The organism is Pseudomonas sp. TH41 (genome assembly GCF_016650695.1).
Taxonomy (GTDB): Bacteria; Pseudomonadota; Gammaproteobacteria; order Pseudomonadales; family Pseudomonadaceae; genus Aquipseudomonas.
Map to the genome: position 1 here is coordinate 509779 of NZ_JAEKFH010000001.1, position 15150 is coordinate 524928.

Below are 15150 nucleotides of genomic sequence, written 5' to 3' on the forward strand. Positions count from 1 at the left end.
AATGCGCTCGATACTGCTGGTCCTGTCGCTGGCGTTACCCGTCGCGATGCTGATCGCACCCCCTCTGGCGCTCCAGGCCATGGCGGCGCAATCGGTTAAATGGTCCCAGGCCAGTTATGTCTGGGACAGCGAAGCGTTGCTCGATCCCGGCCAGCGTGCCACGGAACTGGCGGCACTGAGTAAAGCCGGGATGGACAAGATCTACCTTGGCCTTAAGGCCGCACAGTTAAGTGACCTGGTCAGAACGCGTGACCAGCTTGGGAAATTGCTGCAGGAAGCGGCCGCTCAGGGGCTGCAAGTGAGCCTGTTGCTCGGCGATTCGGCCTGGATTGAGCCGCAGCAACGCGATCAGCTCAGCCATTTATTGACGAAACTGAAAGGACTTCCCTTCGCCAGCCTGCACCTGGACCTGGAGGTCGAGCAGTTGGGCGTACCCGTCCCGGATCAGCACTTGCAGAACTGGCTCGACACCTTGCGTATGGCCTCCCGGGAGAGCCCTTGGCCAGTGGAGATTTCCAGCCATCATCGCTGGTTCGCCGAGGCCAAACCCGGACAAACCTGTGTGCCTTGTGCGCTTCCCGAGGCGGGTGTGCGCCAGGTCAGCCTGATGATTTATACCCGCAACCCGAAAAACAGCGCACGAATGGCAGAGCAGATTGCCAAACGTTGGCCCGATCTGCAATTTCGCCTGGCGCAAAGCGCCGAGCCGCAATTGGATGCCACGGAATCCTGGGCCGGCGCGTCCACTGAGCAGTTGCAACGCCAGAACAGTGTCTGGCGCGAACAGCTTCAACCACAAGGGATTGCCGGTATCGACTGGCAAGCCTGGCGAGACTTCCCAAAACGGTGAGCCGTCATGAAGATTCGTTTCGATAGTCGCAAAGAACTCAATCCGACCCAGGAGCAGGGCTTGAGTGTGCTGTACGCACCGGGCAAACGCATGGCGTTTCGCGTGCGTTGGTACTTGATCCTGCTGCTGGTCGCGAGCCCGCTGTTGTGGCTGGGCGGCAAACTGGCTTACGGCATGCTGATGATCGACGCACCGGCGCAGTTGCGCCTGCCGATTCTTGAAGTGCGGGCGCGGGATGCCGGTCGGGTCGAGCAGCTTTTTGTCAAGGCCGGTGACCAGGTGCGGACCGATCAGCCGTTGGTCAATCTCGACAATCCGGAATGGCGTGCCCGGCTCGCGCAACTCGCTGCCCTGCCGGCGAACAAAGCGCCCGCCACCAATGCCGTATTGAGTGGCAAGGAGCGCCAGTTGCTCAAGACTCGAGTGGGCAGGGCGGGGGAGCGCGTGAGGACGCTTCAGGACCTGGTGTCACGAGGCGCCGTCTCTCCGGGTGAAGTGCTGGCAGCCGAATCCGAACGCGACGCCTTTCAAGCGGACTTGATGGCGTTCGAGCAACGCGATCAACAGGCGCGTCAGTCACCCTTGAGCGTTGAGCGAGAGATTGTTCAACAGAACGCCGAGCAGCAGTGGTTGAAAACGCGCCTCGACGCGTTGTCGGTCAAGGCGGCGCAGAGCGGACGGATTGCGGAGGTATTGGTAACGCCCGGCGAAAACGTCGGTGCCGGTACATTGCTGATGCGCATGGAGCGGCTGGAAGAGCCCGTGCTGTGGATTTATCTGGAACCGCTGAACATCACCTATGCCGCAATTGGCCAACCGTTGCGCGTTCGCATGCCCAATGGCGAGTGGCTGACTGCGCATGTTATCCAGGCAGTGGACAGCGCCGGTCGCACGCCGACGGTATTGCGAGGGCCGTTCGCAACCAGTGAGGTGGGCTTGCAGGTCGCTGCGCGGTTCGATCAACCCCTGACGCAACGCTGGAGAATCGATCAACTGCCATTGAATGTTCGCTTTCCCACTGACTGGCAGCAAATGTTCAGTGACGGGCGTGAGCTTATCGAACAATTGGGGGACTTCGTTGCAATGGATCGAAACGTCGCCACCGCCGCGGAGAGTCGATAACTGATGCCGGCGTTTGCGTCAGTTATTAAATAGTCTGGATGAAAATGTGGACGAACGGCCGGTGCGCTGAGCCAGTTCGGCGTCCAGCAAATGCTCAGCCAGTACATCGTTCAAAAAACGAAACTGATCATTGAGCCCGACGACTTCGTTGGTGAAATGGTGGTCGGCTGCCGGTATCAGCATCGCTTCGAACTTTTTGTCAAACACCAGCGTCAACACTTTGCGAGACTCGAATTGTTGAGCGTAGTAATTGCTGCCGAATACCGGAAAGCTCACGGCCAGGCTGACAAAGTGGATCATGATTCGCCCCTCCAATACGGGGTTTCGTGTCGGGTTGGGATCGATCCTACGCTGACGGTAATTGAGCGGAAGGCATTCGCGGCGATGGTGAATATCGACGCCAGTGATGGTCGGATTTTGGGGGGGGGGCGAGGGCCCCATCGCGAGCAAGCTCGCTCCCACAGGGTTCAGTTTCGTTCGCAAATCTGTATTCCACCGCTGATCACTGTGGGAGCGGGCTTGCCCGCGATGAGGTCCTTCAGAACACCCTCAACCTCAAGGCGGCCATCAACAGCCGCCTATACTCAAATCAGGATGTTTTTGATCACCGAACATTTCGTTCGGCGTAACACTTAAGAGAACCGCGATCTTGAAGCTGCGTTCGCTGATCGTCGCCGTGCTGGTGGTGTTGGCGGGATGCGCCACGCCTGTGCGTGCCCCGGCACCGCCGCCAGTGATCATCTCCCAGAGCACTTGGCAGCAGGTGGATCGGGAGATTGTCACTGCGTCGCAATCGGCCACCGAGCAGACAAAAATCTACGCGCGCGGTGCCATGGAATACTGGCGAACACGGGTCTATGAACGGACCGAAGAGAACTTCATTCCATGGTTCAGCAGTTATTGGACCCAGGAATGGCTATCGATGAAGGTCAGCTGGTACACCATCAGCGCCAAGGGCGAGCAGGACGCTTCGGCCAAGCGCCTGGCGGCCTATCTGCTGGAACAATACCAAGAGCGCGTATTGGCGCCGGTCGCGGTGGAGATCGATCCTGACGCGATTCTCGGCTTGGCGACGGCGTTCTACGTGGACATTCTTCAGGAAGAACTGCAGAAAATCTCTCAGCGCCACAATGTGCCGATGGCTCAGCTCAACGGGCGCATCCAGAAAATCCCCGCGATTGCGCTCGGGCCGCCGCCTGCTCGCGACGCGTCGTTGTATCAGGTGATGCACACCACACCGCTGAATACGTTGCCGGCCTATGCGGCGCTGATCGCCAAGATTCATGAGGCGGGTGGCAACAAGGGGGTCGCGTCGACCGACACCGCCATGGCGCCGGTGGCCAAGCGCGCCAGCCAACGGATGGAAGCCGAAATGGCCCCTCGAGGCGCGGCCAGTGCCGTGGCAGCGGCGGCGGGCAAACTCGCCGGGGGATTGATCACCGTGGGTGTTGCAGGGATTCGCGCCATCATTCAGGCCAATGACCGACCTGACAGCGAGGCGCTGATTCGCAGCAGCCTGGGCAATACGTTCGACAAGGCCTGGCTGAAGCTGGTGCAAAACCCGACGACCGGCGTGATGGCTGGCACGCTGTACATGGCGGCGCAGATCGAGGGCAATCTGGCGGGGAGTGCCGAACCGTCGGTCGGTGCGGACGCGGGAGCTGTCGATTTGGGCCCGACTGAATCGACTAACCATCAGATTGACCCACTACCTCCAGCAGGAGAATGACTATGTCTTACGTTGATGGCTTTATCGCTGCCGTACCGACTGCCAACCGCGAGCAATTCAAGAAACACGCTGAAATCACCGCTGCCATTTTCAAGGAAAGCGGCGCCCTTAGCCTCGCCGAGTGCTGGGGCGACGATGTACCCGAAGGGAAAGTGACCTCGTTTCCCATGTCAGTGAAACGCAAGGAAGACGAAACGGTGGTGTTTGGCTGGATCATTTGGCCAGACAAGGCCACCCGCGATGCAGGCATGCAGAAAATGATGACCGATCCGCGGATGAAAGCGGACGTCAATCCGATGCCGTTTGATGGCCAGCGCATGGTGTTCGGTGGATTCAAAATGATCGTGCAAGCCTGAAACCAAACGTCAGGATCACTCCGGCGTCGGGGTGATCCTGCAACTCTTGCGATTGCGGATCTCATTGTCCGTCGGTCGCTCTTTGACGAATTCGAAGCGCGGCTCACCTTCGCTATAGTGAACCAGCCAGCCCCAGTCCAGTTCGGACTCATCCTGACCGGGTTTGGGGGGCATTGCCCACCACGGCTCTTTGCTGATGATCTCTCGCATGGCCCCATCCCGTGTGTTCGGTTGGTTCAACTATAACGTGCATGTCAGGAGGTGCCAGGCGTGAGCGACGAAACCCATGAACCGTCCAAACGGCTGTTCTTCGCGTTGAACTGCCCCGTCGAGCAGCGCAAGGCCATTGCCCAATGGCGCAGCGCCCTTCAGCTTCGGAGTGGGCGCACGGTACCCGCGGAAAACTTCCACCTGACACTGATGTTTCTGGGATCGGTTGGCGTGGTACAGATCGCGGACATCTGCACGGCCGCCGCGAAGGTTCGAGTGCCGGGTGTGCCGTTGCGGGTTGTGCTTGATCGAGTGGACAGCTGGCGCAGGGCAGGGGTGTTGGTGCTCGCCTCGGAGCAGGCGCCTGCGGAGTTACTGCGGCTGGTGTATGCGCTGGAGCAGGCGATGCTGCCGTTTGGATTCGAGGAATCATCCAAAGAGTTTCGGCCGCACCTGACGTTGATGCGTGACTACCGAGTGCCGGTCCCGGAATCGGCTACGCCCCCCAAGTTTTTCCTGCGCGCCGATCACTTCACCTTGTACGAATCCCATAAGGGCCGTTATCGAGCGCTGGCCGAGTGGCCACTCGTGCCATAAAAAAAGGCGCCCGAGGAGGGCGCCCAAATTCACCTTAACCGAGGAAGCCAGGTGAGGCCGTTCTTGAGAGAGGTGCAGCGGTGGTAAGGCGCTGCGTGAACGGAAAACAGTAAACAGACATCTATGTTGAATGTGATGGCCTCTTCGCGAGCAGGCTCGCTCCCACAGGGTTCGGCGTTGCTCACAATTCTGTGGTTCACCAAAGATAATTGTGGGAGCGAGCCTGCTCGCGATGGCAGCTTCGAGTGAATTACTTACCGAGCTTCACCCGGGTCCAGCCGCGCGTCATCACCCGCTGAACAGCAATCGGCAGATCAGGAATGGCATACAGCGTCGCCATCACTTCCTGTGATGGGTACGAGCCCGGGTCATCCCGAATCGCCTCATCCACCAACGGCGTCGCCGCTGAGTTGGCGTTGCTGTAGCCGATGTTGTTGGTGATCTCGGCAATGATGTCCGGACGCATCAGGAAGTTCATGAACAGGTAAGCGTTCTCGACGTTCGCAGCGTCCCGAGGGATCGCGACCATGTCATAAAAACTGCCCGCGCCTTCCTTTGGAATGCTGTAGTCGATCTTCACGGTGTCGCCGGCTTCTTTGGCGCGAGCCTTGGCCTGCAGCACGTCGCCGGAGTAACCGACCGCCACGCAAATGTTGCCGTTGGCCAGGTCAGAGATGTACTTCGACGAATGGAAGTAAGCCACCGACGGCCGAATCTTCATGAACAGTGCTTCAGCTTCGGCGATCTGATCCTTGTCCTGGGTGTTCACCGGGTAGCCCAGATAGTGCAGGGCGGCCGGGAGCATCTCGGTCGGCGAATCAAGGAAACTGATGCCACAGGCTTTGAGTTTTTCAGCATTTTCAGGTTTGAACAGCAGGTCCCAGGAGTTGGTCGGCGCATTTTTGCCGAGCACTGCCTTGACCTTGTCCGGGTTGAAGCCGATGCCAATCGAGCCCCACATGTACGGGAAGGCGTGACCGTTACCGGGGTCGCTGGCGGAAGCGTTTTTCAGCAGGACCGGGTTGAGGTTCTTCCAGTTGGGCAGCTTCGACTTGTCCAGTTCCTGATACACGCCAGCCTTGATCTGCTTGGCCAAAAAACTGTTGGACGGCACGACAATGTCGTAGCCGGATTTGCCCGCGAGCAGCCGTGCCTCAAGGGTTTCATTGCTGTCGAACACATCGTAGGTCACGCGGATGCCGGTCTCGTCTTCGAACTTCTTGACGGTGTCCGGGGCGATGTAATCCGACCAGTTGTAGACGCGCAGTACCTTGTCATTGGCCTGGGCGCCAGTGGCGATTGCGCCCAATAAGGACAGTGTCAGCAGAGTCCTGCCAAACATTTTCATCGGTACAACTCCAATTCTCTTTTTATTCAAAATCACAAAGCAAAAATGCAGTGAACATAAAACCTGTGGCAAGGGAGGGGACCCATCATCTTGTAGGAGCTGCCGAGTGAAACGAGGCTGCGATCTTTTGATTTTTAGAAGCAAGATCAAAAGATCGCAGCCTGCGGCAGCTCCTACATTAGGCGGTGGCCCCAACCATCTGTTTCTTCGGTTGTTGCCAGGATTCGCTGGCGGTCTGGTCCATTGCTTCCTGGATCGCGCGTTTGCGGGTGGCTTCGGCGCGGCGGCTGAAGAACCAGACCATGAAGGTCACAATCGATACCGCCAACAGAATCAGGCTGGCCACGGCGTTGATTTCCGGTTTCACACCCAGACGCACCGCCGAGAACACTTCCATCGGCAGGGTCGTCGAACCCGGGCCGGAGACGAAGCTCGCCAACACCAGGTCATCCAGCGACAGGGCAAACGACATCATGCCGCCGGCTGCCAGTGACGGCGCGATCATCGGGATGGTGATCAGGAAAAACACCTTGAACGGCTTCGCCCCGAGGTCCATGGCCGCTTCTTCGATGGACAGGTCCAGCTCACGCAAGCGCGCCGACACCACCACCGCCACATACGCCGCACAGAACGTGGTGTGGGCGATCCAGATGGTGACGATGCCACGCTCCATCGGCCAGCCGATCAACTGTGCCATCGCCACAAACAGCAGCAACAGCGACAGACCGGTGATCACTTCCGGCATCACCAACGGCGCGGTCACCAGGCCACCGAACAACGTGCGGCCCTTGAAACGCGTGACGCGAGTCAGCACGAATGCCGCCAACGTCCCCAGCGCCACAGCCGCCACCGCGGTGTAGCAGGCGATTTCCAGCGAGCGCACCACCGAGCCCATCAGTTGGGTGTTGTCGAGCAGGCCGGCGTACCACTTGAACGACCAGCCGCCCCACACCGTCACCAGTTTGGAGGCGTTGAACGAGTAGATCACCAGAATCAGCATCGGCAAGTAGATAAACGACAGGCCGAGCACCAGCATCATTTTTGAAAACCCGAAACGTTTCATCCCCGTGCCTCCATCTCTTTGGCCTGGCTGCGGTTGAACAGCAGAATCGGCACAATCAGGATCAACAGCATCACCACCGCCAGCGCAGACGCCACCGGCCAGTCGCGGTTGTTGAAGAACTCTTGCCACAACACGCGACCGATCATCAGGGTTTCCGGGCCGCCCAACAGTTCCGGAATCACGAACTCACCGACCACCGGAATGAACACCAGCATGCAGCCGGCGATGATCCCGTTCTTGGCCAGCGGCACGGTGATTTTCCAGAAGTTGTTGAAGTTGCTCGAACCCAGGTCAGACGCGGCTTCCAGCAGGCTGCCATCGTGCTTGACCAGGTTGGCGTACAGTGGCAACACCATGAACGGCAAGTAGGCGTAAACCACGCCGATGTACACGGCGGTGTTGGTGTTGAGGATCTCGATCGGGTGATCGGTCAGCCCGGTCCACATCAAAAACGCGTTGAGCAAACCGTTGTTGCTGAGGATACCCATCCATGCGTAAACGCGGATCAGGATGGCGGTCCAGGTCGGCATCATGATCAACAGCATCAGGACGTTTTGCGTTTCCTTGTTGGCCTTGGTAATGGCGTAGGCCATCGGGAAGCCAATCACCAGGCACATCAGCGTGCTGAACAGCGCAACCTTCAGCGAGCCGAGGTAGGCCGAGATGTACAGCTCATCGTCGGTCAGCAGCAGGTAGTTGCCGACGTTCAGGAACAGCTGAAATTTTTGCTCGGCGTAGGTGTAAATCTCTGAGTAAGGAGGAATGGCCAGCGCCGCTTCCGAGAAGCTGATCTTCATCACCAGGAAGAACGGCAACAGGAAAAACAGGCACAGCCACAGGAACGGAATTCCGATGACGAGCTTACGACCACTCGGCATCAGCCGCATAAACTGCTGATTGAGTGTTTTCATGAGCGCAGTACCACGCCGCTGTCGTCTTCCCACCACACGTAGACTTTGTCATCCCAGGTCGGACGCGCGCCACGACGTTCGGCGTTGGCCATGAACGACTGCACGACTTTGCCGCCAGGCAATTCCACGTAGAACACCGAGTGACCGCCAAGGTAGGCGATGTCATGCACTTTGCCCTGGGACCAGTTGTAGCGAGTGTCCGGTTTGGTGGTGCTGACCAGCATTTTTTCCGGGCGGATCGCGTAGGTGATCGTCTTGTCCTGCACCGAGGTGCTGACACCGTGACCGACGTAAATCTTCTGTTCCAGGTCCGGGCTGTGAATGATCGCGTGACCTTCAAGGTCTTCCACCACCGTGCCATCGAAGGCGTTCACGTTGCCGATGAATTCGCACACCATGCGGCTGACCGGTGCTTCATAAATGTCGACCGGGCTGCCGATCTGGGCGATCCAGCCCAGGTGCATGATCGCGATGCGCTGGGCCATGGTCATGGCCTCTTCCTGATCGTGGGTCACCATCACGCAGGTCACGCCCACGCGTTCGATGATTTCCACCAACTCCAGTTGCATCTGTGAACGCAGCTTTTTATCCAGGGCACCCATCGGTTCGTCGAGCAGCAACAGCTTCGGACGTTTGGCCAGGGAACGAGCCAGTGCCACACGCTGACGCTGACCACCGGACAACTGATGCGGCTTGCGCTTGGCGTACTGGGTCATGTGCACCAGGCGCAGCATTTCTTCAACGCGGGCGTCGATTTCACTGTTGGACAAACGATCCTGCTTCAGGCCGAAGGCGATGTTCTGTGCCACGGTCATGTGCGGGAACAAGGCGTACGACTGGAACATCATGTTGATCGGCCGCTCATAGGGCGGCATGTCGGTGATGTCCACGCCGTCGAGCAAAATCCGGCCTTCGGTCGGGCGTTCGAAGCCTGCGAGCATGCGCAGCAGGGTCGATTTACCCGAGCCGGAACCGCCGAGCAGGGCGAAGATTTCGCCTTGATGGATCTCAAGCGAGACATCATCCACAGCGGTGGTTTCGTCGAATTTCTTGGTGACGCGATCGATTTTCACCAACACCTTTTTCGGTGCCTGGTGACCTTCAAGAGCCTTCCTGTAAATGCTGGAGGCGTTTGCCATGTGAAACTCCCAACAGGTTTCAGTCGTCGGGCCAACGCGGCCTGACTTAATAGTTGATTGCAAGCCCGGGGCATACGGTGCCAGTCAATCGAAACGCGGTCCCCCTGTGGGAGCGGGCTTGCTCGCGAAAGCGGTGTATCTGCGACGAGGATGTCGACTGACACTCCGTCTTCGCGAGCAAGCCCGCTCCCACAGGGATTTGCGGTTGAATCACTGGCCCATTCCAGTCGGGCTTATTCGGCGCCGCCATCCTGGCTGCCTGGGTGGTACTTGTTGTTATCGCGGTGTGTCGTTGTCGTGAGGGATGGGCGCGCAAGGGCACGCCCGCCTGGCTCACGGGGGCAGTAAATTGATTGTTGGTGTGTTAAGTCAGCGCGTTCTACGCAGCGCGGCCCGTCGCCGGCATGCATCACCGAACGCCTGGAAAATACTCAAATAAGGAGGATTCGAAAGCACCTGCCATTCCGGGTGCCATTGCACGCCGACGGCGAACGTCGGGCTGTGGTCCACCGAAATCGCCTCGATCAAACCGTCCGGCGCAACCGCTTCGGCACGCAGGCCCGGCGCGAGGCGGTCGATGCCCTGGCTGTGAATCGAATTGACCCTGAACTCGACCGGCAACTCCAGCGCTTCGAACACACCGCCCGGCTGCACAGTCACCGCATGCGCCGGTGCGTATTGCACCGCCAGCTCCGGGCTGTCCGCTTCGCGGTGATCCAGCATGCCCGGCAGTTCATGCACCTTCTGATGCAGGCTGCCACCGAACGCCACGTTCATTTCCTGGAAGCCCCGGCAGACGCCGAGCACCGGAACGCCCGCCGCAATGGCTGCACGCAATAAAGGAAGGGTCGTGGCGTCCCGCGCCGGATCGTGATCCGTGCCGGGAGCGCTGGCCGGGCCTTGATAGTGGAAAGGTTCCACATTCGACGGCGAGCCGGTCAGCAACAGACCGTCGAGCTGCGCGAGCAGATCATCGATTTCGGTCAGATCACCTAAGGAAGGAATGATGACGGGCAGCCCCAAAGCCGCGACGCTGACAGCACGCAAGTACTTGTCGCCGCTGATGTGGTAGGGGTGCAGGCCAATCTGTTTGACGCACGCTGTAACGCCGATCAATGGCTTGAGTGCCATTTTTATCACCTCGAAGTTTCACACTTGAACGAGCTTTTCCGGAGCTTAGCCTTGTTGATTTTAATTAACAACTCTCATGTAAAAAATTCTAAACGCCATACGTCCGAAGCTCAGTATTTACGCGGTGCGCAAGACTTATCTGGCACTCTCGTGCCCAAAAGAGGCCCGAAAATAAAGGTTGAAAGGCCAAGTGTTCGCTATTGACTTCACTTTGCCTTTCGGATTGACTGGGCTCGTGAAAGGGTAGTGAACATAATAATTAACAGCTAATAGGTGCATCATGTCGGTCCCTCTGCGTGCCGTTCAACTCAACGAAGCAAACGCATTCCTTAAGAAATATCCTGAGGTTTTGTACGTCGACCTTCTGATTGCGGATATGAACGGTGTGGTGCGCGGTAAGCGCATCGAGCGCACCAGTCTTCATAAGGTTTACGAAAAAGGCATTAACCTCCCGGCGTCACTGTTTGCTCTGGACATCAACGGTTCTACGGTGGAAAGCACCGGCCTGGGTCTGGACATCGGCGACTCTGACCGGATTTGCTTCCCCATCCCTGGCACCCTGAGCATTGAGCCGTGGCAGAAGCGCCCAACCGCTCAGTTGCTGATGACCATGCACGAACTGGAAGGCGAGCCGTTCTTTGCCGATCCACGCGAAGTGCTGGCCAATGTGGTGCGCAAGTTCGACGAACTTGGCCTGACCATCTGTGCGGCGTTCGAACTGGAGTTCTACCTGATCGACCAGGACAACGTGAACGGTCGTCCGCAGTCGCCACGTTCGCCGGTATCGGGCAAGCGTCCGGTGTCGACCCAGGTCTACCTGATCGACGACCTCGACGAATACGTCGATTGCCTGCAAGACATCCTCGAAGGCGCGAAAGAGCAGGGCATTCCTGCCGACGCCATCGTCAAGGAAAGCGCCCCGGCGCAGTTCGAAGTGAACCTGCATCACGTCAATGACCCGATCAAGGCCTGCGACTACGCGGTGTTGCTCAAGCGTCTGGTGAAGAACATCGCCTACGACCACGAGATGGACACCACGTTTATGGCCAAGCCGTATCCGGGCCAGGCGGGCAACGGTTTGCACGTGCACATTTCGATTCTCGACAAAGCAGGCAATAACATCTTTGCCAGCGAGGATCCCGAGCAGAACGCCGCGCTGCGACACGCGATCGGCGGTGTGCTCGAGACCCTGCCGGCGCAGATGGCTTTCCTGTGCCCGAACGTCAACTCCTACCGTCGTTTCGGCGCACAGTTCTACGTGCCGAACTCGCCGAGTTGGGGCATCGACAACCGTACCGTTGCGGTACGTGTGCCGACCGGTTCTGCCGACTCGGTGCGCATCGAGCACCGCGTTGCCGGCGCCGACGCTAACCCCTACTTGCTGATGGCGTCGGTCCTGGCCGGTATTCACCACGGCCTGACCAACGAAATCGAGCCGGGTGCACCGGTTGAAGGCAACAGCTACGAGCAGAACGAGCAGAGCCTGCCGAACAACCTGCGCGATGCACTGCGCGAGCTGGACGACAGCGAAGTCATGGCCCGTTACATCGACCCGCTGTACATCGACGTGTTCGTGGCGTGCAAGGAAAGCGAGCTGGCCGAGTTCGAGAACTCCATCTCGGACCTTGAGTACAACTGGTACCTGCACACCGTCTAACGACTGGTGAATAACCCTGTAGGAGCTGCCGAAGGCTGCGATCTTTTGATCTTGATCTTAAAAAAGCAAAGTCAAAAGATCGCAGCCTTCGGCAGCTCCTACAGGGGATTGCATTCCAGGTTTTAAATGACAGGCGCCAGCCTGACGATCACTTATTCCTCTGCGTCGAGTCACAACAATGACAAACACTCGCAGCGACTGGGAACAACGCTTCCAGTCCCTAACACTTGAAGGCCGCGCATTCATCGATGGCCAATACTGTTCCGCACTCAGTGGCGACACCTTTGAGTGCATCAGCCCGGTCGACGGTCGCTTCCTGGCCAACGTCGCCAGCACCGACGAAGCTGACGCCAATGCCGCCGTCGCCGTCGCGCGTCGCACCTTCGACTCCGGCATCTGGGCCAATCTGGCCCCGGCCGAGCGCAAGCGCATCCTGATTCGCTTCGCCGACCTGATCCTGGCCAACCAGGAAGAACTCGCCCTGCTCGAAACCCTCGACATGGGCAAGCCGATCAACGACTCGATGAACATCGACATCCCGGCGACCGCCAACGCGATCCGCTGGAGCGCCGAAGCCATCGACAAGATCTACGACGAAGTCGCCGCCACGCCCCACGACCAACTCGGCCTCATCACCCGCGAACCGGCGGGCGTCGTCGCCGCCATTGTGCCGTGGAACTTCCCGCTGATCATGGCCAGCTGGAAATTCGCCCCGGCCCTGGCCGCCGGCAACTCGTTCATCCTCAAACCATCGGAAAAGTCGCCACTGACCGCGATCCGCATCGCGCAACTGGCGCTGGATGCGGGCATCCCGAAAGGCGTGTTCAACGTCCTGCCGGGCTTCGGCCACACCGTCGGCAAGGCACTGGCGTTGCACATGGACGTCGACGTGCTGGCCTTTACCGGCTCGACCGCGATTGCCAAGCAACTGTTGATCTACGCCGGGCAAAGCAACATGAAACGCGTCTGGCTCGAAGCCGGCGGAAAGAGCCCGAACGTGGTGTTCGCCGACGCGCCGGATCTGCGCGCGGCAGCACAAGCGGCGGCGGGTGCGATCGCCTTCAACCAGGGCGAAGTCTGCACCGCCGGCTCGCGCTTGCTGGTAGAGCGTTCGATTCGCGAGCAGTTCATTCCGCTGCTGGTGGAAGCGTTGCAAGCCTGGAAACCGGGGCATGCCCTCGATCCGGCCACCACCGTCGGTGCGGTTGTCGATCAGCGTCAACTGGACAACGTGCTGCGCTACATCCAGGTCGGCAAAGACCAGGGCGCGCAACTGATCGCGGGCGGCAGTCGCACCCTCGAAGACACGGGCGGCCTGTACGTGGAACCGGCGATTTTCGACGGCGTGACCAACGCCATGACCATCGCCCGTGAAGAAATTTTCGGCCCGGTACTGTCACTGATCACCTTCGACACCGCTGAAGAAGCGCTGGCCATCGCCAACGACAGCATCTTCGGCCTGGCCGCCGGCGTCTGGACCAGCAACCTGAGCAAGGCCCACACCTTCGCTCGCGGCTTGCGTGCCGGCAGTGTCTGGGTCAACCAGTACGACGGCGGCGACATGACCGCGCCGTTCGGCGGGTACAAGCAGTCGGGTAACGGTCGGGACAAATCGCTGCACGCGTTCGACAAATACACCGAACTCAAAGCGACCTGGATCAAGCTCTAATACTTCTACAACGGCGGTCGCCGGCAGGTGCTGGCGGCCATCGGAGAAAACTATGAAACAAGCACATGTAAACAGCTACTACGCCGCCACCCGCAACTTCACCGGCGACTTCCCGGTGCTTGAAGAACTGGTGGAATGCGACGTCTGTATCATCGGCGCCGGTTACACCGGTTTGTCCTCGGCCCTGTTCCTCGCCGAAGCCGGCTACAGCGTGACCGTGCTCGAAGCCGCCAAAGTCGGCTTCGGCGCCAGCGGTCGCAACGGCGGCCAACTGGTCAACTCCTACAGCCGCGACGTCGATGTGATCGAAGAGCGCTATGGCGACAAGACCGCCGAAGTCCTCGGCAGCATGATCTTCGAAGGCGCCGACATCATCCGTCAGCGCATACAACACTACGACATCCAGTGCGATTACCGCCCGGGTGGCATCTTCGCCGCGCTGAACAAAAAGCAACTCAAAGGCCTGGCCGAGCAGAAAAGCAGCTGGGAACGTTACGGCAACAAGAACCTGAAAATGCTCGACGCCGCTGACATCAAGCGCGAAGTCGGTTGCGACAACTACGTTGGCGGCCTGCTCGACATGCAGGGCGGCCACATCCACCCGCTGAACCTGGCCTTGGGCGAAGCCTCGGCCATCATCGGCCTGGGCGGCAAAATCTACGAGCAATCGGCCGCCGTGGAAATCACCTACGGCGAACCGATCACCGTGCGCACCGCCAAAGGCGTGGTCCGCGCCAAGTACCTGCTGATCGCCGGCAACGCCTACTTGCCGCAGGACCTCGACAACCGCGTCACGCGCAAAAGCATGCCGTGCGGCTCGCAAATCGTCGTCACCGAGCCGTTGTCCGAAAAGGTTGCGCGTAGCCTGATCAAAAACAACTACTGCGTCGAAGACTGCAACTACCTGCTCGACTACTACCGCCTCACTGCCGACAACCGCCTGCTGTACGGTGGCGGCGTGGTCTACGGTGCGCGCGAGCCGGACGACATCGAACAACTGATCAAGCCGAAAATCCTCAAGACCTTCCCGCAACTGAAGGACGTGAAAATCGACTACCGCTGGACCGGCAACTTCCTGCTGACCATGTCCCGCATGCCGCAATTCGGCCGCATCGAGAAAAACGCCTACTACATGCAGGGTTACAGCGGCCACGGCGTCACCTGCTCGCACCTGGCCGGCAAACTGATCTCGGAAATGATCCGCGGCGACGCCGAACGCTTCGACGCCTTCGCCTCGCTACCGCACATGCCAATGATCGGCGGCCGCACCTTCCAGGCCCCACTCACCGCCATGGGCGCCGCGTACTACGCGCTGCGCGATCGTTTCGGGATCTAATCAGCCCAGTCGGTGGCCACCTAAAAGCCTGG

15 protein-coding genes are annotated in these 15150 nt (G+C 59.2%); 8 read left to right on the forward strand and 7 right to left on the reverse strand.

Features of this window, described 5'->3' with window-relative positions:
- Position 1 precedes the first annotated feature (1 nt).
- Positions 2-850, forward strand: coding sequence for a hypothetical protein (locus JFU37_RS02325; protein ID WP_201112432.1), 849 nt, complete (start codon positions 2-4; stop codon positions 848-850).
- Positions 851-856: 6 nt separating this feature from the next.
- On the forward strand, positions 857-1972 hold the full coding sequence (locus JFU37_RS02330) for an HlyD family secretion protein (protein WP_201112434.1): 1116 nt from the start codon (positions 857-859) through the stop codon (positions 1970-1972).
- Between the two features lie 18 nt (positions 1973-1990).
- Here the strand turns inward: JFU37_RS02330 and JFU37_RS02335 are convergent, their stop codons facing one another.
- A complete protein-coding gene (locus tag JFU37_RS02335) occupies positions 1991-2272 on the reverse strand; it encodes a hypothetical protein (protein WP_201112651.1) in 282 nt (93 codons plus the stop codon).
- Positions 2273-2621: 349 nt separating this feature from the next.
- On the opposite strand from JFU37_RS02335, the gene JFU37_RS02340 reads away from it, so the two are divergent.
- Together JFU37_RS02340 and JFU37_RS02345 are read left to right on the forward strand one after the other, a co-directional pair.
- Positions 2622-3701: a hypothetical protein gene (locus JFU37_RS02340; RefSeq protein ID WP_201112436.1), complete on the forward strand. Its 1080-nt coding sequence runs from the start codon at positions 2622-2624 to the stop codon at positions 3699-3701.
- A 2-nt stretch (positions 3702-3703) separates the two neighbouring features.
- Entirely contained in the window at positions 3704-4057 is a 354-nt protein-coding gene (locus JFU37_RS02345) for a DUF1428 domain-containing protein (RefSeq protein WP_201112438.1), read from the forward strand.
- 15 nt (positions 4058-4072) lie between these two features.
- Here the strand turns inward: JFU37_RS02345 and JFU37_RS02350 are convergent, their stop codons facing one another.
- On the reverse strand, positions 4073-4267 hold the full coding sequence (locus JFU37_RS02350) for a hypothetical protein (RefSeq protein ID WP_201112440.1): 195 nt from the start codon (positions 4265-4267) through the stop codon (positions 4073-4075).
- A 60-nt stretch (positions 4268-4327) separates the two neighbouring features.
- Here JFU37_RS02350 and thpR point away from each other — a divergent pair, with 60 nt between their 5' ends.
- Positions 4328-4864 carry an RNA 2',3'-cyclic phosphodiesterase gene (gene thpR / locus JFU37_RS02355; RefSeq protein ID WP_201112442.1) on the forward strand — a complete coding sequence of 179 codons (537 nt, stop codon included), beginning with the start codon at positions 4328-4330 and terminating at the stop codon, positions 4862-4864.
- Between the two features lie 250 nt (positions 4865-5114).
- Here thpR and JFU37_RS02360 read toward each other — a convergent pair whose 3' ends face one another.
- From JFU37_RS02360 to JFU37_RS02380, 5 genes are all read right to left on the reverse strand, one after another.
- The gene (locus JFU37_RS02360) at positions 5115-6212 is read right to left on the reverse strand and encodes a polyamine ABC transporter substrate-binding protein (RefSeq protein ID WP_201112444.1); all 1098 of its coding nucleotides are present in this window, start codon (positions 6210-6212) and stop codon (positions 5115-5117) included.
- Between the two features lie 178 nt (positions 6213-6390).
- Positions 6391-7275, reverse strand: a complete 885-nt coding sequence (locus JFU37_RS02365) for an ABC transporter permease subunit (RefSeq protein WP_201112446.1) — start codon at positions 7273-7275, stop codon at positions 6391-6393.
- Complete coding sequence (locus JFU37_RS02370; RefSeq protein WP_201112653.1) at positions 7272-8153, reverse strand: ABC transporter permease subunit; 882 nt, start codon at positions 8151-8153, stop codon at positions 7272-7274. Before JFU37_RS02370 ends, JFU37_RS02365 begins: the two co-directional genes overlap by 4 nt.
- A 29-nt stretch (positions 8154-8182) precedes the next feature.
- Positions 8183-9325: a polyamine ABC transporter ATP-binding protein gene (gene potA, locus JFU37_RS02375; RefSeq protein WP_201112448.1), complete on the reverse strand. Its 1143-nt coding sequence runs from the start codon at positions 9323-9325 to the stop codon at positions 8183-8185.
- 369 nt (positions 9326-9694) lie between these two features.
- Positions 9695-10456, reverse strand: coding sequence for a gamma-glutamyl-gamma-aminobutyrate hydrolase family protein (locus tag JFU37_RS02380; protein WP_201112450.1), 762 nt, complete (start codon positions 10454-10456; stop codon positions 9695-9697).
- Between the two features lie 280 nt (positions 10457-10736).
- Here JFU37_RS02380 and JFU37_RS02385 point away from each other — a divergent pair, with 280 nt between their 5' ends.
- The 3 genes from JFU37_RS02385 (at position 10737) to JFU37_RS02395 (ending at position 15118) form a co-directional block, all read left to right on the forward strand.
- Complete coding sequence (locus JFU37_RS02385) at positions 10737-12113, forward strand: glutamine synthetase family protein (protein ID WP_201112452.1); 1377 nt, start codon at positions 10737-10739, stop codon at positions 12111-12113.
- Positions 12114-12291: 178 nt separating this feature from the next.
- A complete protein-coding gene (locus JFU37_RS02390) occupies positions 12292-13782 on the forward strand; it encodes an aldehyde dehydrogenase (RefSeq protein WP_201112454.1) in 1491 nt (496 codons plus the stop codon).
- A gap of 52 nt (positions 13783-13834) precedes the next feature.
- Positions 13835-15118 (forward strand): NAD(P)/FAD-dependent oxidoreductase, encoded by a 1284-nt coding sequence (locus tag JFU37_RS02395; RefSeq protein ID WP_201112456.1) that lies wholly within the window; start codon positions 13835-13837, stop codon positions 15116-15118.
- Positions 15119-15150: the final 32 nt, after the last annotated feature.